The sequence below is a fragment of the Aquimarina sp. BL5 genome (assembly GCF_003443675.1).
Taxonomy (GTDB): domain Bacteria; phylum Bacteroidota; class Bacteroidia; order Flavobacteriales; family Flavobacteriaceae; genus Aquimarina.
On the sequence record NZ_CP031963.1, the window covers coordinates 437,363 to 455,243 of the forward strand.

At 30.6% G+C, this 17,881-nt stretch carries 20 protein-coding genes; 10 read left to right on the top strand and 10 right to left on the bottom strand.

The window, feature by feature from the left end:
* The first annotated feature begins 3 nt into the window (after positions 1-3).
* From D1818_RS02035 to D1818_RS25185, 3 genes are all read left to right on the top strand, one after another.
* Entirely contained in the window at positions 4-258 is a 255-nt protein-coding gene (locus tag D1818_RS02035; RefSeq protein WP_118463430.1) for an acyl carrier protein, read from the top strand.
* Positions 255-797, top strand: coding sequence for a 4'-phosphopantetheinyl transferase superfamily protein (locus D1818_RS02040; protein ID WP_118455913.1), 543 nt, complete (start codon positions 255-257; stop codon positions 795-797). The genes D1818_RS02035 and D1818_RS02040 overlap by 4 nt, the downstream gene beginning before the upstream one ends.
* 143 nt (positions 798-940) lie before the next feature.
* Positions 941-1,084 (top strand): hypothetical protein, encoded by a 144-nt coding sequence (locus D1818_RS25185; RefSeq protein ID WP_158597071.1) that lies wholly within the window; start codon positions 941-943, stop codon positions 1,082-1,084.
* 5 nt (positions 1,085-1,089) lie between these two features.
* Here the strand turns inward: D1818_RS25185 and D1818_RS02045 are convergent, their stop codons facing one another.
* On the bottom strand, positions 1,090-1,695 hold the full coding sequence (locus D1818_RS02045) for a YceI family protein (RefSeq protein WP_118455915.1): 606 nt from the start codon (positions 1,693-1,695) through the stop codon (positions 1,090-1,092).
* 198 nt (positions 1,696-1,893) lie between these two features.
* Between D1818_RS02045 and D1818_RS02050 the strand changes: the two genes are divergently transcribed.
* Positions 1,894-2,076, top strand: a complete 183-nt coding sequence (locus D1818_RS02050) for a hypothetical protein (protein WP_118455917.1) — start codon at positions 1,894-1,896, stop codon at positions 2,074-2,076.
* 3 nt (positions 2,077-2,079) lie between these two features.
* Here the strand turns inward: D1818_RS02050 and D1818_RS02055 are convergent, their stop codons facing one another.
* Complete coding sequence (locus D1818_RS02055; RefSeq protein WP_233558665.1) at positions 2,080-3,303, bottom strand: multidrug effflux MFS transporter; 1,224 nt, start codon at positions 3,301-3,303, stop codon at positions 2,080-2,082.
* A gap of 252 nt (positions 3,304-3,555) precedes the next feature.
* On the opposite strand from D1818_RS02055, the gene D1818_RS02060 reads away from it, so the two are divergent.
* A complete protein-coding gene (locus D1818_RS02060; protein ID WP_118455921.1) occupies positions 3,556-4,128 on the top strand; it encodes a DUF4251 domain-containing protein in 573 nt (190 codons plus the stop codon).
* 95 nt (positions 4,129-4,223) lie between these two features.
* On the opposite strand, the gene D1818_RS02065 is transcribed toward D1818_RS02060, so the two are convergent.
* From D1818_RS02065 to D1818_RS02085, 5 genes are all read right to left on the bottom strand, one after another.
* Positions 4,224-5,069 carry a hypothetical protein gene (locus D1818_RS02065; protein ID WP_118455923.1) on the bottom strand — a complete coding sequence of 282 codons (846 nt, stop codon included), beginning with the start codon at positions 5,067-5,069 and terminating at the stop codon, positions 4,224-4,226.
* Entirely contained in the window at positions 5,041-6,168 is a 1,128-nt protein-coding gene (locus D1818_RS02070) for a hypothetical protein (protein ID WP_118455926.1), read from the bottom strand. Before D1818_RS02070 ends, D1818_RS02065 begins: the two co-directional genes overlap by 29 nt.
* Positions 6,169-6,206: 38 nt before the next feature.
* Positions 6,207-7,106: an EamA family transporter gene (locus D1818_RS02075; RefSeq protein WP_118455928.1), complete on the bottom strand. Its 900-nt coding sequence runs from the start codon at positions 7,104-7,106 to the stop codon at positions 6,207-6,209.
* Positions 7,107-7,250: 144 nt separating this feature from the next.
* On the bottom strand, positions 7,251-7,895 hold the full coding sequence (gene thiE, locus D1818_RS02080) for a thiamine phosphate synthase (protein WP_118455930.1): 645 nt from the start codon (positions 7,893-7,895) through the stop codon (positions 7,251-7,253).
* A 36-nt stretch (positions 7,896-7,931) separates the two neighbouring features.
* Positions 7,932-8,543, bottom strand: a complete 612-nt coding sequence (locus D1818_RS02085) for a DEAD/DEAH box helicase (RefSeq protein WP_118455932.1) — start codon at positions 8,541-8,543, stop codon at positions 7,932-7,934.
* Between the two features lie 418 nt (positions 8,544-8,961).
* Between D1818_RS02085 and D1818_RS02090 the strand changes: the two genes are divergently transcribed.
* From D1818_RS02090 to D1818_RS02100, 3 genes are all read left to right on the top strand, one after another.
* Positions 8,962-11,154 carry a T9SS type A sorting domain-containing protein gene (locus D1818_RS02090; RefSeq protein WP_118455934.1) on the top strand — a complete coding sequence of 731 codons (2,193 nt, stop codon included), beginning with the start codon at positions 8,962-8,964 and terminating at the stop codon, positions 11,152-11,154.
* Positions 11,155-11,307: 153 nt separating this feature from the next.
* Positions 11,308-12,366: an AraC family transcriptional regulator gene (locus D1818_RS02095; protein WP_118455936.1), complete on the top strand. Its 1,059-nt coding sequence runs from the start codon at positions 11,308-11,310 to the stop codon at positions 12,364-12,366.
* Positions 12,367-12,481: 115 nt separating this feature from the next.
* On the top strand, positions 12,482-12,808 hold the full coding sequence (locus D1818_RS02100) for a nuclear transport factor 2 family protein (protein ID WP_118455939.1): 327 nt from the start codon (positions 12,482-12,484) through the stop codon (positions 12,806-12,808).
* 17 nt (positions 12,809-12,825) lie between these two features.
* On the opposite strand, the gene D1818_RS02105 is transcribed toward D1818_RS02100, so the two are convergent.
* From D1818_RS02105 to D1818_RS02115, 3 genes are all read right to left on the bottom strand, one after another.
* Entirely contained in the window at positions 12,826-15,897 is a 3,072-nt protein-coding gene (locus D1818_RS02105; protein WP_118455941.1) for a Tn3 family transposase, read from the bottom strand.
* 61 nt (positions 15,898-15,958) lie between these two features.
* Positions 15,959-16,252, bottom strand: a complete 294-nt coding sequence (locus tag D1818_RS02110) for a hypothetical protein (RefSeq protein ID WP_109438654.1) — start codon at positions 16,250-16,252, stop codon at positions 15,959-15,961.
* On the bottom strand, positions 16,242-16,814 hold the full coding sequence (locus tag D1818_RS02115) for a metallophosphoesterase family protein (protein WP_118455943.1): 573 nt from the start codon (positions 16,812-16,814) through the stop codon (positions 16,242-16,244). Before D1818_RS02115 ends, D1818_RS02110 begins: the two co-directional genes overlap by 11 nt.
* Positions 16,815-16,985: 171 nt before the next feature.
* Between D1818_RS02115 and D1818_RS02120 the strand changes: the two genes are divergently transcribed.
* The gene (locus tag D1818_RS02120) at positions 16,986-17,600 is read left to right on the top strand and encodes a recombinase family protein (protein WP_118455945.1); all 615 of its coding nucleotides are present in this window, start codon (positions 16,986-16,988) and stop codon (positions 17,598-17,600) included.
* Positions 17,601-17,671: 71 nt separating this feature from the next.
* Complete coding sequence (locus D1818_RS02125) at positions 17,672-17,881, top strand: helix-turn-helix transcriptional regulator (RefSeq protein WP_118455947.1); 210 nt, start codon at positions 17,672-17,674, stop codon at positions 17,879-17,881.

Sequence of the window (17,881 nt, forward strand, 5' to 3'; positions counted from 1 at the left end):
TTCATGACAAAAGAAGAATTACTATCCAAATTAAAAACTATTATAGAGCCTTATGTGCAGAACCAAGATGGATTGCATAATATCTCCGAGGATACAAATTTCATAGAGGATTTAGAGATTAACTCCGCCAACTTGGTAGATGTTATTCTGGATGTAGAAGATGAGTTTGGTATTGAGATAGATAATGACGGAATGGATAAGATGCTTACCATAAAGGCATCTATAGAGGTAATACGGGATAAATTAGCAGCTAAATGATAGGCAATGATATTGTAGACCTTAAACTTGCTTCTGTACAAAGTAATTGGCGGAGAAAGGGATGGTTACAAAAAATCTTTAATGAATCAGAACAGGATAGGATTTGGGATGCGGAAGATTCCAATCATATGGTATGGAAGTTATGGAGTATGAAAGAGGCTGCATATAAAGCACATCAGCGGCTTTTTTCGCTTTCACCTAGATACAATCCATATGATTTTATTTGTACAGGTGCTAATGTGACCATACAAAATTATAATTATCAAACTGTCTCAAAACAAACCGAGAAGTACGTTTATACAATTGCATATACAGATCAAACGAATTTTATTTCAAAAATATTTACAGATGAGTCATTACAGTATAAGCGTAAACTTGTGTATTATATTGCCAATGTAATGGATGTGAATCTATCTGCTGTCACTTTACAAAAGGACGTAAATGGTATTCCATGTGTCAAAATTCATAATAAAGTAACAGATATAGCTATTTCTTTGTCTAGTCATGGATCTTTTTCGGCCTTTACAATTGATTTATAATTCCTAAAAGTGTTTTTTTAGTTTCTTTTCAAAAAATGTTAGGGGGTATTGCCCTTATAAAATACAGTATTTATACCCTTACATAGTTTATGAATAGTAGGTATCTTTGTATCAGGGAAAATGAATACAGAAAAACAACTAAAATGATTACACAATTAGTAACAAAAGGGAAAGAAAAACGTGATGATAAAATTAAAATTACACGTTTAACAAAAGCGAATATTGTAAATACTGGACTTATGACAACTTCAGAAAGATTGGCAAAGGCATATAGTATAAATTTATAACCATTTTACTTCAAAATGGGGAAATCAAATATAATATTCAGTTTGTTTTTCTCCCTTTCATCGTGGATATTAACACCAAAATCACTGGTATGAATAGTAGTTTTTCCTAAAAGGTTTTTGGTAATATCTAAAGTGAAATTAATGATAATTTCTTTAGTCACACCTTTTATAGTAAGATCTCCTATTACTTTGTAATTGTTATCGCCAAAATGAACTACTTCTTTGCTTTCAAAAGCAATTTTTGGGTACTTCTTTTTATAAAAAAACTTTTCCCACATCAGATGACCATCCCTTATGAAGTTATCCGTATCCAATGTATTCACAAGGGCGGTACCTTTAAAATATGCATTATCTGGATCTTCTGGATTAAAAGATATCTTGAAATCCAAACCACCGATAGTTCCGTTAGTTTCTTCAGAAATAAAATCAAAAGTTATTTTAGCATTTTTCTTATCAAACTCTAACTTAATAACATCATTGATTAAAGCATCTTCATGCCCAATATAACCATCAGATCTATTAATCATTTCCTCAGAAGGAGGCGTAAATTGGCCATATCCAAAAGGGACCAATAAGACTAAAAAAAAGATAAAATTAACGTAGGTTTTCATAATACATATCGTTTTATAGGTATACCGAGGATCAAGAATCGTTCCAACTGCTTTAATAAATCGGCGATTGTAAAATAGATGAAAATCGAGTAAATAATTATAATTTGGTGTTAACGTTTCTACGAAATTCTAAAAAAAAATCTAACTTAGAAAGGAAATTAATTGTTAATCAGGTTACTAAGTCATAAAAACTCAGGTATGGAAAATCAAAAAAAAGAGAAGTCCTGGTCAAAAAGAAAGTTTGCGGATTTCCAAAACAAGTATCGTCGATCTTCTAATTTCGGGTATGGATCGAAGAGAGATAAGTTTGCTATCGCAGGTAATGGTGAATTATCTGTTCCCGGAAATAAGAATACAAGTGATAAAGATGCTACAAGCTGAAAACTATTGTTTTACTTTTTTCCTGGAAGCTTTTAGATATAGCAGAATTCCAATAGAAATTGCTGCGCAAATTGAGAAACCTAAAAATAATGGTAACGCAGTATTTTCAACATATCTTCCTATATAAGTGCTAATAGGAACAGCCATTAATGTGCTTATAAATCCGGTTAATGCAGCTGCTATTCCTGCGATATGACCTACTGGTTCCATAGCCAAAGCTCTTAAGTTTCCGAATAGAAATCCTATCGAAAAAAATTGTAATCCAAAGAAAATCAATAATATAATTACACTAGGGTTTGTATCACCATAAAACAAGACAATGTATAATAATGAAATGCCAAAGAATGCGTATAGTGAAATAGAAACAAGTCTTTCCATTCCATATTTTAGAACCAAGGTGCCATTCAGAAAAGTAGCAGTTCCAATAGAAATTGCCAATAATGCAAAAATATACGGGAACTCATCTTTGAGCTGATATTGCTGTTCAAAAATTTGCTGAGAACTACTAAGATACACTAAAAAGGAACCTACAATAAAACCAGAAATAATGGTGTAACCAATAGTGTTTTTATGCTTTACTAATTCTTTAACCCCATCTATAAAAATATGAGAAGAAAATTGAATACGTTTAGAAATTTCTAAGGTTTCGGTTTGTCGTTTCCAAAACCAAAAAGAAACTAATCCACTAAATATTAGTTGAATATAGAATATCGCTTGCCAATTATAATGATCCAACACGGATTTTCCTAAAGCCGGAGCAATGATGGGAACTAAAATAAAAACCACAGTGATAAATGACATAATACGAGCCATATAATCACCACTATAAATATCTCGAATCATTGCAATAGCAATCGTTCTGGGAGCAGAAAGCCCAATACCTTGTATAATTCTTCCAGCTATCATTACGCTAAGACTAGTAGCATTAATACACATAAAACTTGCAATAATAAAGAGTGCAAACCCCATATAAACTACAGGTTTTCTGCCAATACTGTCCGAAATAGGCCCAAAAATTAGAGGACCAATGCCTAGACCTAAAAAGATCATAGTAATCAGTAATTGATTATCTGACAATTTAGTTGAGCCAATAGTATTTCCAATAATGTCTAATGCAGGTAATAGCGCATCAATAGCCAAAGCCACAATAGACATCAGCGAGGCCATTAAGACAATAAATTCTAACTGTGCATATTTCTTTTTGAGCATCCCGCAAAAGTAGCTCATTTAGTAATACAGTCTAATATTCATTGTTGCTATTTAACCTTTATTTAGCAGCAACTTTTTTTAGTATTAAAACTGGTACTCATTCATTAATTTATTTGTATTATAATTTTAGTTTAAAACCACAGAAAATTATCTTTTAAATTATAAAATTGAGCTAAATACAGGCGCTCTATGGATTATTGAAAAATAAAATTTGTAAATTACGGTATGAAAATTGCTGATTAAATAATTGTAAAACAAAAAGATAGAAAGATGAGGGTTTTAGTTTTTATATTTATCATAAGTGGTTTTTTTATTGGATGTAATAGTGCAAGAAAAACAATTGAACCAACTGCAAAAAGTAAAGCTTTGGAAGCAATGATTGCCAATAAGGAATTTATTATAGAATCAGATTGGATGTATCCACAACCAACATCTAGTATGAATGCAATTGCTAACAGCGGGTTACTTCCTCCTGGAAGTACAACAAATAATATTAGTCTTATAGGAAATCCGAATTCGCTAAAAGTTCATGGAGATAGTATTACATTGGATTTACCGTTTTATGGAGAAAGACGATTATCATCAGGGCAATATGGTGGAAACAATGGAGGTATTGTTTTTAAAGGAATACCAGATCGATATGAGGTAACAAAAGATGAAAAAAGACAACGGCATATAATCAAGTTTACTGTAAAAAATAATAGTGAATCTTATCAGGGGATTATTACATTATATCCTAATTGGAATAGCAATATTGTAATCAATAGTACTTACTTAACAACAGTCCAGTACAGGGGAATGGTCTCTGGGCTTGAAGCAGATGACGCTGTTGTGACAAATTAATTGTTATTTGTCAAGTTTTTTAATATATCATTTGATAAGTTAACTACTAGTTGCTTATGTCTTATATAAAGAAAAGTAAATAGACTAATCAAAGCTTAGATGCTATTCTGTAGTTCTTCAATGTCTTCAATATAAGTTTGATAAAATTCTTCTACATAGGGTCTTCTACTATTATATCCTTGCGATAAAAGTTCTTTCGATGTTTTTATAAGTGCTAAAATTTCTAAAGGTTTTTTATGAAGAGCCTTCATCGTTTTTGCTTTCCAATAAAACAGATCCGCATTTTTGTTATTTTTTATTCCTAAATCAAATTTTTCTAGTGCTTTTTCTAAATCACCCGTTTCAAAATAAGTAATACCGTAGTACATAAAAGCTCTACTTTCTATATAATTTAAATCTCCAGATTTTGACTCGTGTTCAAAAAACTTTTTGAAATATTCTTGAGCCTTTGGATATTCTTTTTTCATCATATAGGCTATACCTCTCATAAGGTCAATATTTTCGGACTGCGGATAATCTACAAAATTTGGAGTAAGCTCATCTAATTCATCAAAATCTTTGATAGCATTATCATAATCTCTATAAAAATATAAGTATAAATATCCTCGATATCCTTGCCAAGATTCTGGATCAAGTGATACAGCTTTGGCATATTTCTTCATCGTCTCTGTATTGATCCCTCTTTTTACTCTAGAAGCTCCCATTTCTCTATACGAATCAGAAAAAGTAGCATCAAGAAGTATAGCTTCCTTAATTAAAAAATGTTCTTCAGGAGAGCCTTGATTATGAGCTATTTTTAACCCTTCTATAAATTGTTTAGCATATTTTTTTTTCTCTGTTTCGTCAAATTCTTTTTTATACAATTGTGGTTGTTTACTACAAGAGGTCATCAACAACAAACTACAAAGAAAACTAAGGCAAAATATCTTGAATCTTTCCATTTTTTAAAATAAAAGTTACGTAGAAATATGAATCTCTCTTTTTGTTTCTGATGATCACTGGTTCCCATTGTTTAACATCAGCAAGAATGTCGTAGAGATGCATAACAGTCTCTTGCGAGAATTCTTTTTTATTATAGTCAAAATCTGCAGATTCATCGGTTGTAAATTTACCAGCAATGCCTTTGCAATTGATAACAAACCTAAAGGTTAAGTATCCTGATTCATTATTTAATTTTTTAGTGTCCAGTTTACTGTATATCCACTTTTTTAAATTACTTTTTCCGCCAATAAATCCTGCACGATCATTTCCTCCATTATAGTAATCCGCAATTAATTTATGAGGTAAGCAAAGTTCTAACTCCTTATCTTTATCAATGGTTTGTGCAAAATCAATATAACCAACACGTTTTATAGTATGATTAGACAATTTGTCAAATTCTGAGGGCAATAATTGCTCTACCAAAATTCTTTCTATAACATCCTTATCTGTAGTAAGAGTAGATGAATATAATCCCAAGTCTTGAACATAAATGCTACGAGAACTTAATTGTAGCGTATCACTAAATATTTTTCCAAAAGTAGTAATATTGGTAGTGTTTTGCTCTACTATTTTAGCGGGTTTGTTTTGTATAATAGTGTCTTTAACCATCGTACTAGACTGATGGATGTTCCTGGACAAAGAATCTTTATTTTTCAGACTTGTTCTATAATGGACAGTATCTTTTCCAAAGGTCGTATAAGTCATTGTTCTATCATCAGGATAGGAAGCTATTAATGTATCGGCTAAAAAATAGCGTTCATAATTAACCTCAATAAAATCTTTACCTTCAATTCTGAACTGTTTGGAAGATTGTAATTGAAAGGAAGGACTATACCTTTCTTTACGATAAATAGAATCATTAATTTTTTCAATCAAAGAATAATCAATTATAGTTTTTTTACTCTGTTGATTTTTTGGATAGATGTTTATGTAGTATTTGTTAATGATACCATTATTATCGCCATCCTGAGGTATAAAAAATCGCTCAATATTGTCTGAGCTATTATTACAGGAATAACCGATAATACATAAAAAGAATAGAAGTAATTTGTGATTCATTTAGTTGGTAATGGTTCTGGAATAAAGATAATTTAATTTTATGAATACAAAATCAAAAAAACACCAATCATAATACCAAATAGGGGGACCAATTTTTTCCTCTTATTCTTTTCTTTAAATACCAATCCACCAATAACCACGGCAATGAGTATTTGACTACGTTTTATAGCCGATAATAGCATAATTAACGCATCAGGATCTTGGAGCGCTTTAAAATAAAAATAATCTGCGGTTTGTAATAAAACACCCACTGCGATAATAGTCCAACGCCAGGTAAACTTCTTTCGCTTTTCTTTATTATTAAACCATGTTAATGATAAAATCACTAAAAGTATTAAAACAGTATACCAACAAAACCAAAATTGTAATGTTTGTGGATTTAGTGATAAACTTTGAATCAAAAATTTATCATATAAACCACTTGAAGCACCTAAAAATGTGGCTCCTATAATCGCAAATATCCATTTGTTTCTTTTAAAATTGATCCCCTCTTTTTTTCCGATTTTAGAGTATAATACTACTGAAAATATGATAAGAAAAAAACCGATCCATTGCAGCAGGTTAGGTTTTTCTTGGTAAATTAAAATGGCACCAATAAAAGTAAAAAAGGGTCCTGCAGAACGTATTGGGGTTACAATAGTTATTGGTAAATGTTTTAAAGCTTGATATGCTAAAACCCATGATGTTGTCATAATCATTGATTTTATAAAAATATATCCATGAGTTTCCCAGGAAATAGTAGTGATATGGAAGCCTATTTTTTTAGTGTATTCTGGATAATAATGAGAACCTATAAAAAATGGAAGGAGTAATAGAAACCCTGAGCTTATAGTTCCTAACAGTACAGGAAAAACCTCATTTCCTTGCACAGCGTGTTTTTTGCACAAGTTATGCAACCCTAAAAAAAGTGCAGCCAATAAACCTAAATACATCCACATGCCGCGAATATAGTTTTTTAAGTTATTTTCTAATTAAAATATAGAAATTATGTTGTAGTGTTATTCTGAATTCCTAACTGTTGTATTAGATCTAAGAAGCAATCTTAAGTTCATTTTATCTTATCTTATCTTATCTCCTATATCTTATTTAAATGTATGCCGCTGTTCTTTTGTCGAAGATGCATTTAGTAATTCATTGAATGTCCTTATGGTATTAAAATTACGTGTAATTTCTCCAGAGACAGCTATTCCAGAAATGCCCGTTTTTAATATATCTGTAACGTCTTCTGTAGTAATACCGCCAATACCAATAATTGGTGTTTTAGTTTTTAGTGCTTCTATAATTGAAGTATAACCACTTATACCTAAAACCGGGCTTAAATTGTCTTTGGTGATTGTATATCTAAATGGACCCAAACCAATATAATCCACTTCTTTGCTTATCAATGTTTCGCAATCATGTAATGTATTTGCTGTTCCTCCAATAATTTGCCAAGAATATAAGTTTGGTCTAGCTATAGTAGGACATGAATCTGTTTTTCCTAAATGGACTCCATCTGCTTTTACCTCTTTTGCTATTTTATAGTGATCGTTAATGATCAATCTTGTCTGAAAATGAGCTGTAATCTCTCTAGCTTCTTCAGCAAATTTTAGAAGTTTCTTTTCTGAAATATTTTTTAATCGTAACTGTACTAACTCTGCACCCGATGTACAAGCTTTTTGGATATTCTCTATATGTTCTTTTGGAGATTTTCCCTGTGATATGTAATGTAATTTAGGTATGAGCATATGTGGATTATATTATTATAAACAGTTGACAAACATTTAAGTAGTAACCGTTTTAGCGTATTCCATAAAACTAGATTCAAAACGTTTTAGTTTTGGGTGTATTTTTTCTGAGTATAACACATACTGACATTTCTTAATACCTCTAGTTATAGAAAGAATAGCTGTATACGCTGAGTTTTGAACTAAAAATTCGGCATCGTCTACACTAAAAATCTTTAATTGAGAAGTACTAACTCCATTAGATAATAATAATTTATTCATCGAAGTAGGCGTAGAAATAAGAATATCTACACCCTCAAATATTTCTGATTTCTGTAGATCAATATGAAGCTTTTCGTGTCCTACATAAACTCGCAAAGAATTGTGTTTGGTATATGCTAAAAAAACATCGTATAACTCTAAAGCTCTTTCTGAATTTTCTACAAGAACTATTGCGCGTGGCGCATTTCCAACTGCCTCACATTTTAACTTTTGTAAAGTAGTAAGTATAAGGGTAGTCGTTTTCCCACTGTCTTTTGAAGCTGTACAAAAGACATTAGCACCGCTTTTTATTACCGGAATACTTTTACTCTGAAAAGAAGTAGGCGTTGTGATTTCTAGATGCTCTAGCATCTCTTTTATATGAGAATGTAATTTTTTAAAAGGCATAGGAATTAAAGAAATGATTGTTTATCGTAAGATTCTTAATTGTTATTCTGGTATGAAACAAAGATACTACCTAGAAACGGAATAAATGGATAATTACTTTTTCTAATCTAAAGTACTCGAGTAGTAAGCTTAAGAAATGGTAGTAATTAAGTTATCTAAAAATTAAAAAAAAGAGCAGGATAAAAGCTTAGTAAAAATCGATGAAACTCAAATAAATCCTTTCGAATTGCTATGGGTGTCCCAAAAATTTACGCTTATCTTATTTTTTATGTAACAAAATTATCAATATTGTATTTTTTTAAGAATAAAATTAACATTTACATAATTAATTAAATATATTTGCGCCACAGTTAATTTATTATTCACGCATAATACTTTTAAATTATTTAACACAAATCAATTAATCTAAAACCTAAAAATGAAAACTCAACTAAGCTTTACAAAAAGAACTTTATGGCTATTGGCCATAACAATGGTTACTACTGTCGCCATGGAAGCGCAACAGATTATTAATGCTACCTTACAAAATGACGGAAGAACACGACAATACCGGCTCTATATTCCCGCGAGTTATGATGCCAGTACACCAACTCCTTTAATTTTAAATTTTCACGGATTTACAAACAATATTGATACCCAGTTTAATCAGAGTGATTTTAGACAACTAGCCGAAGACAATCAATTTATATTTGTAACACCACAAGGCTTAGGTTTTTTAGCGGGATGGGCGATAAACAATAATTTTGGTGGTAATGAAGATGATCTGGGGTTCTCAGACGCGTTAATAGATAGAATTCAACAGGATTATAATATAAACGAGAAACGAATTTATGCAACCGGATTTTCTAACGGAGGTTTTTTTAGTTATCGTTTGGCTTGTGAATTGAGCCCTAGAATTGCAGCAGTAGCTTCGGTTGCAGGAAGTATGACGAGAAGATGGATTGATAATAATCAATGCCAACCACAACATCCAACGGCTGTATTACAAATAACGGGTACTAATGATAATGTAATTTCTATAAACGGTAACGGAAGTAATGAACCTATACAAGATGTAATGGAATATTGGTCTGCTGTTAATAATGGAGATTCTACACCAGACGTAATTCAATTAGGAGGTGGATCTACACGTTCTATTTGGGATAATGGTGATAATGGTGTGATAGCAGAATTTATTAGAGTCCAGGGAAAAGGACATAGCTGGAACGGGGGAAATGTAAATACTTCTCAAGAGGTTTGGAATTTCTTTTCTCGATTTGATATAGATGGAGCCATAGATGGTACTCCGCCACCGCCACCTACAGCTTGTAGTACTACTATAACATCCTTTCCTTTTAGTGAAAGCTTCGAAAGTGGTTTAGGACAATGGTCGCAATCCACTAGTGATGATATAAACTGGACTAGAGATTCTGGAGGTACCCCTTCTAATAGTACAGGACCATCTAATGGAGCAGATGGTAATTTTTACCTTTATGTAGAAGCATCTGGTAATGGTACCGGTTTTCCTAATAAAAGAGCAATACTTAATTCTCCTTGTTTAGATTTTAGTGGTGTAGATACTCCGACACTTAACTTTCAATATCATATGTTTGGTAGTGCTATAAATAGTTTAACTGTAGAAGCAAGAACAGACAACACAGGAAACTGGTTAGCTGTATTTAGCAGATCTGGAGATCAAGGGAATGTATGGAATGGAACAAGTATAAATCTATCAGATTATGCTGGTAATCCAAGTGTTCAACTACGATTTAATGTAGTAACTGGTTCTGGTGGTAGTGGATGGCAAAGTGATATTGCAATTGATGCTGTATCCATCCAGAACGGTACTGTAGATCCAGGTCCAACATGTGATAGTATTAACTTTAATGATTTTACTGTTACTCCATTTTCTAATCAAGATAATGCTGGTAATTTCTCTATCGAAAGTGGTGGAGATGCTTTATCATTAACCAATAATACTTGGAAATATATTGGTCTTAATTATAACGTTACTGCGAATACTGTTATCGAATTTGATTTTAGTAGTACATCTCAGGGAGAGATTCATGCAGTAGGTTTTGAGAATAACAATTCATTAACAGCATCGCGTTATTTTAAAGTACATGGGACTCAGAACTATGGTGTAACAAATTTTGACAACTATTCATCTGGTACTACCAACTATGTTATTCCTGTAGGGAGTTTCTATACAGGATCTATGGATAGATTAGTATTTATCAATGATAATGATAGTGGTTCAGGAAATAATTCTGTTTTTTCTAATGTAAAAATATATGAAGGCTCTTGTGGAGGCTCTCTTATAGCCGATAGATCTAGTGATTTTGATAGTTTAACACCAATTCTAGGTACAGAAGGTGAAGGAATAGGTGCTATTAAAATGACTCCTAATCCTACAAATGATCTGTTTTCTTTAAACCTAAACTCAGAAAGCACTGTAGATACTATGATTAGTATTTATACGCTATTAGGTCAGAAAAAATACGAAGCCAGATTACAATCAGGTGTAAATAATTTTTCTGCGAATAGTTTAGGACTTAGTTCTGGGATTTATGTTGTAAAAATTAAATCTCAAGGAGAGGAAGGAATCGCTCAAAAATTAATTGTTAGATAATAAACAAAATAATTGATTCATGACATATAAAAGATGCTTCAGTATTTTCACTGAAGCATCTTTTTTTATAAGCTATTTAAAAGGTTTAGGTTATAAAGAATACTGAAAATCAGAAATAACATTCCTTATATTTGTAAAACTAACTATGATCATTTGGAATTTAGTAAAAATTTGTTATTCTTTTTTAGTGCTTTAGGAGCATTTAATGGGCTTTTTCTGAGTTTATATTTTGGGTTTTTAATTAAAAATAGGAGCAGAGCTACCCATTTTCTAGCAGCATTGTTATTTGTAATAAGTGTACGTGTTACCAAATCTGTTTTTCTAACATTTTACCCAGGAACATCTTCCGTATTCGTAAGTGTGGGTTTAACAGCCTGTTTTTTAATCGGTCCATTTTTATATCTGTATACCAGAATTGCCATAAACCCTCATAAAGTCCATAAATGGAATTGGTTGTTTCACGTCATTCCGGTATTGATATTTATGACTATTATTAGTATCCAATATCCTTATAGAGAGTATAGGCATTTGTGGTGGCGTAGTCCTCCTAGAATTTTTGGGATGCTATTATTTATCCAATGGACACTCTATACAATAGCAGCTATCCATCAAGCTAGAAACACATTTAAAATACTTTGGAGTAGCACAAAAAAAATTACTACACTGGATTTTTGGATTATTAATATTGTCACAGGTAGTTTTATTATTTGGTTGGCATATAATACTACAACCTATACCTCATATATTGTAGGGGCTTTATCATTTTCTTTTACCTTTTATATCACATTAGTTATCTGGATTATAAAACGAAGAAAAAGCACACTTACATTTCTTACACCTACCGTAAAATATGCCAATAGAAAGATTGATCAAGAAAAAGCTTCTTCGATTGCAGATAAGTTGAATACCTTGTTCAAAGAAGAAGAAATACATCGTAATCCTAATTTAAAGTTATCTGATGTTGCTGATCAACTTCACATAAAACCTCACGAACTTTCTCAGTATCTAAATGATAATTTGGAATTAAGTTTTTCGAATTATATTAATATGCATCGTGTAAAAACGGCTACAAAATTAATTCAAACCAATACATTACTTACACTAGAAGCCATTGGGAATGAATGTGGTTTTAAATCAAATTCTACGTTTTATACGGCTTTTAAAAAACAAGAAGGAATGACACCTTCTCAGTTTAAAAAATCTTGGAAGTAGTCGCGTTTTTTTCTTCGGAATTATAAATCCGAAGAACATCAACCTCTTTTTGTATGTTGATTTCCAAGGTTTAAAATAGATTAGCTTTCGAAATCAATCTTATAAAAATCGAACAATGAAAAATCTATTTGTAGTATTCTTATGCTTAATCAGTTGTGAAATAGTATTAGCACAATCAGACAAAGATCAAATTACCGAAACCCTTTTGGATTATATAGAAGGAACCGCTAATGGCCAACCAGAACGAATAAAAAATGCTTTCCATAAAGACTTGAATTTATATTCCATTTCTAACGATACGCTGGGCATTACTTCTGGAAAAAAATATATCGGCTATTTTAAAGAAGGTCAAAAACGAGATCGAGTAGGGAAGATCGTTTCTATAGATGTGGCCTTATACCAAAAATATGAAAAATGTGTGCTAAAACACATAAAACACTAATAGTCAATAACTTATTTTTATATCTGAAATTCTAAAATACTTTTTAAATCAAACTTTGATTCTTTATTAGAAATTTCAAAATCATATTCACCGTGCATGTTTATATGCTGCCAGGTCATAACTGAACTTTGTTTTAATATATCGATTATCCTATCATACTCTTGTTTACTTTCAATTTTTGAAAGCTTTTCAGAGATAAATAAATAATTCCATAGAATTATGGAGTTTTGTATTAAATGTCTACAAGAAAGAGCTATTTCTTGTTCTTCTTTTGTACTTACTTTGAATTCTTGATTATTACCAAAAAAGACCGCTTTAGCAAATAAATGAGATAACTCAACTTTATTCAACTGCTTCTCTATCGCTTGTCTTAATGGCGTTTCAGAATAATATCTTAAGAGAAAAATTGTTTTATAAATTCTGCCTAATTCTTTTAGAGCTTTATATAATGGATGTTGTTTAGAATAAGAACTTAATCTACTTAGTATTTCTGATGCCCTTACCTCTTTCAATTTTATCGTACATAAAAGCCTTATTACATTATCCCACTGTGTATCTAAAATAGTTTCATCAATTTGCATTCCTTTTGCTGGTAGAATTTGATAACCTTTCTGTTGATAATTCTTTCTTGGGTGGCTTTTGAAAGTATATAAAAGTTGATTTTTATGGTTTTTTATCCTAGGAGCAAAAAAAATACCTAGTGAATTACATATTCCAAAAACTATTTCACTGTATCCATGTGTATCAGTTGAATGAATATTACTTTCGATTTCATCATTATGCATTAATCCATCCAAAACATATCCTGCTTCACGTTCTGATGTACTAATAATGGTATTGTAAAACAATTTACTTTGATCATCGATGAAACTATATGCAGAAACCCCTTTACCAAATCCGAAATATTTATAAGAATATCTAGCGTGTAGTGATGGAATACTCACATTAAATTTTTGGCCATCACTAGAGGTATGTAATTTATCTTTTGAAAATATTTTGGGTAGTGAAAGGCTATTTATTAGCGCTAGTATCCTTCTATTAGCTTCATCTAAATTTTCTTTACTGAAATACCATCTAACCGCATATTCCAATTTATCCGCTCCTATTCCCTTCGAAATCTTACCCATTTTTCTTATTCCTATATTACACCCTAATCCAATAATAGCGGCATACAAGACATCATCTGACAAGTTGTTCTTAAAAGTTTTTCTACTATAGTGTACAAAGACATCTCCTATTTTGGTCGTATGCCTTATCTCAGATAAAATATTAATTAGTGGTAAATATTGGTCTGAACCTAAAACTTCAATACAACCATTATTTGTATCCACATCATTCAGTTTTGGGGTGGTAATTCTAGGTTTTCCATCTTTACCAATTTTTAAATTGGTATTATCCCCAATTCCTTGATTAGTCTTTAAATACTGATCGGACAAAATATTCTTAAAATTGGTTAGAAAGCCTTTGACAAATTTAAATTCTTTTAAATTAGCTCTCTCAATTAGTTCGGATTTACTGGAATTCCATTTTTCGGAACTAATTAGATATTCATCAATAGATTTATATTTATCAGAATATTTTAAGTTAAGGGATCCTGCTTTGATATGATTAGAGATTTCCCTATACAAAATAACTTTATAGAGACTCTTATCTAGTTCACCTTTCTCATCAAATAGCCACTTATTGTCTTTTTCAGATACAAATTCGGTTGGTGCATAATTTGTTATTTTTCCCTTTTTATCCTTATAATAGTTAATCGCTGAAATTATTTCCAAATTTGATGTGTTAGGATTAAATTCAAGAATTTGGATAATATTACCAACCCTATTTTGGATTTTTCTAAAACCCTTAGACAGTTGAGTGAAAAACAGTTGATCTTTAATCCCTTTTATATTGAATGGATCAATTTTGGATAATTCTTCTAACAACTTATCCTGAAATGAGTTTTCTTTTTTAAAAAGAAGTTGGGTTATTTTTTCTACTTTTTCAGTATCCTGATAATTATTGGATATAATTATTTCTTTAACTTTTGTCATTTGTTGTTTAGACGAAAGAATAATATTTCGAATATTTGAAAATCTACTTTTCTTTTGTGAATTTTGATCAATAGTTTGATTTAAAAACTGAGTTGCTACAATTTTTTCAGTGTCATTAAAATATTTTGGAACACATTGTAAAACAATTTCAGTAAATAAATCTTGTCTAAGCCTAAATTGATATACAATGAAAGCAATTAGATATAGCCTTTTAATTTCTATGTTACTAATACTTTCAAACTGAATGTGCTCAGCTTTAATTAACCAAACAGCATAATAGTTTAATAATTCTTTAGAAATATCAGTAGTAGTGATAGCCGGTAAGAAAGTGAAATGTAAATCTTGAATAATATAAAAATCTTCAAGGCTTTCTCTTATTTTTTTTGGTGTAATACCCTGTTCTGGTTTTTTTAAACTAGTTATTAAATATGGGTTATTGGAAGAAAGTTTATCAGGATTAGATGGTAAAATCATTAGACTATCTAATGTCTCTTTTTGAGATTTTGTCAAGGCCTTATCGATTTGCTTAACAAGAATAGATTCAAAAGAATTAAGGGCTTCACTTACAACATTAGAAAAGACATAGTACTTGGGTATTTCAACTTTTCTTTCTTCTAGATAATCTAGAAGAGAATAAAATATATCTTTTGGTTTTAAAGAAGTTTTAACCAAAGACTCTGCTTCTTGTATGAAACTCTTTTTGAATTCACTAAATTTCCTATATCCATTAAGTTCTAAAATTAATTTACGATGCAAATTATAGGCTACTTTTTTATACTCTGAAATAGAAATAGAATGTTTTATATCCAATAATCTTATTACAAAATTGATGTCGTCTTTATGAAATTGATAAGGCAAGAAAAATTTCCTTTTTAAAGTGAAATAGCCCATTTGAAGAATGAAACCAATTTTTGTTATAGTTTTTCTGAAAGATAGGTTATGATCCAAAATATCTCTTGTGGTAAAAACTAATTGTCTTTCTTCATCCGTTAGTTCTGGAGGTAAATCAAATTTTTGGATTTCCGAATCTTTAAGGAAATTAATCTGCTTCATTTATAAAGGTTTAGATAGATTCATACCAAACTTGGGCAAAATTTTACTAATTAACTTGTAATCATTTTTTTTTAATATTCTTATTGATATATCGTAGTTTCCAAGATTCAATTTCTTCCCTTAGATCACTTATTTCTAATCGATAGTCCCGTAATAAATTTTCATAATGATCTAGGACATTATTCTTTTTTTCGTTTTGTAATGAATTTATAATCGATTCTTGTGATTGTACTTTTATATTACGGATTATTAGAGCATCTTCAAGTTCTTTTAATTTAGAAGCCTGACTTTTACGTATATTCGATAATGAAATGACTTTATCGATAAGTTCTTGTTTAGAAAGTTCAGATAACATTATTTTTTCTGGTTTTAAATGGAGGTTTCCATTTTTTAGTTTTCATAATAACTTTTACTTCATCATAAGACAGAGGGCAGAAATTATGGCAGTCTACTCCTATATCAAATGATAATGAATTTGGGTTATCCGGAAGCGTTCCGTGAGAATGTCCATATAAATGATAAGTGCCGTGGTGAGAAGCATTCCATACTCTCAATCCGTAATGAAAAAGCACTAGTAATTGTTTTCCTCTCTCAAAATCAGTGTCTTGAACCGTTAATTCATAGTAATCCTTTATCCATTCAAACCTTTCCTTACAAGCTTCTCCTGATTTTTCATGATTACCCTTAATTAGATATATTCTACCATTCAATTTTTCTAATATTTTTTCAAGATTTTTAGGGTTAGTTAAACCAATATCACCTAAATGATATACTTGATCTTTTTTTCCAACTTTTTTATTCCACTTTTCGATTAAGACTTCATTCATCTCTTCCACGTGTGTAAAAGGGCGATTGGAAAATTTGATAATATTTGCATGACCAAAATGATGATCCGATGTAAAAAATATTTTACTCATACATCAAAGTTATTAAATAATAGTAAGATTAAAATTAATTCCTACAGATAAGTAGTACTATAAAACGGTCGTTTTATGAGACATCTCTGACACCCTGACAGAAATATTATAATTAGTAACATTTTCGGTCTTTTTTAGTAGTTTTGTTAAATAATCTTTTATGAGACAATTATGATTGTTGGATATGCAAGAGTATCAACACCTGATCAAAAAATAGAATCACAAATAGATTTACTTGAGGAAGCTGGGTGTGAAAAAATTTATACTGACATTGCCAGTGGAGTTAGAGAAGATCGGTCTGGACTGAATGAGATGATAGAATATCTCAGAAAGGGTGATATAGTTTACACTTATAAAAATGATAGGATCTTTAGATCATTAAAAAATATGATTGACCTTATAGATACCTTCAATGAAAAGGGTGTTCATTTTAAAAGCCTTAGTGAACCAGAGTTCGATACAACTTCTGCAAATGGAAAATTTTTATTACAGATTTTTGCTGCAGTTGCAGAATTCGAGCGTAACCTTATTAGTGAAAGAACCAAAATTGGTCTTAATAATGCTAGAAAAAGAAAAAAACTCTTAGGAAGACCTAAAGGACCTAAAAAGGAAACCGTAGAAAAATATCAATATGCAAAGCATCTTTATGATAACCAGAATATTCCTATAGATAAAGCATGCGAAAAGGCAGGAGTGAGTAAGGCTACTTTTTATAGAGTTGAAAAGGAAATAAATAATAAGAAAATACCAAATTCTGCAAATAGGCTTAATGTAAAAAAGCATTAATAACTTAATATTGTTTAAATTGATATAAGTATAGGTTTGTTTATAATTTATATAATTTCTACCTTTATGAAATGCCTGAGAGACTTAATAGGATTAAAGAAATACTTGTAATACAGGATGTAAGCCAAAAAGATCTTGCAAAAAGACTAGGTAAAAATCCAAATACTATAGCTTCAATTTGTAATAACAAGTCTCAGCCTCATTTAAAAGATTTAAAATTAATAGCAGAAATTCTTGATGTAGACATTCGAGAATTGCTTGTACCTACTAAAAGCAATTAA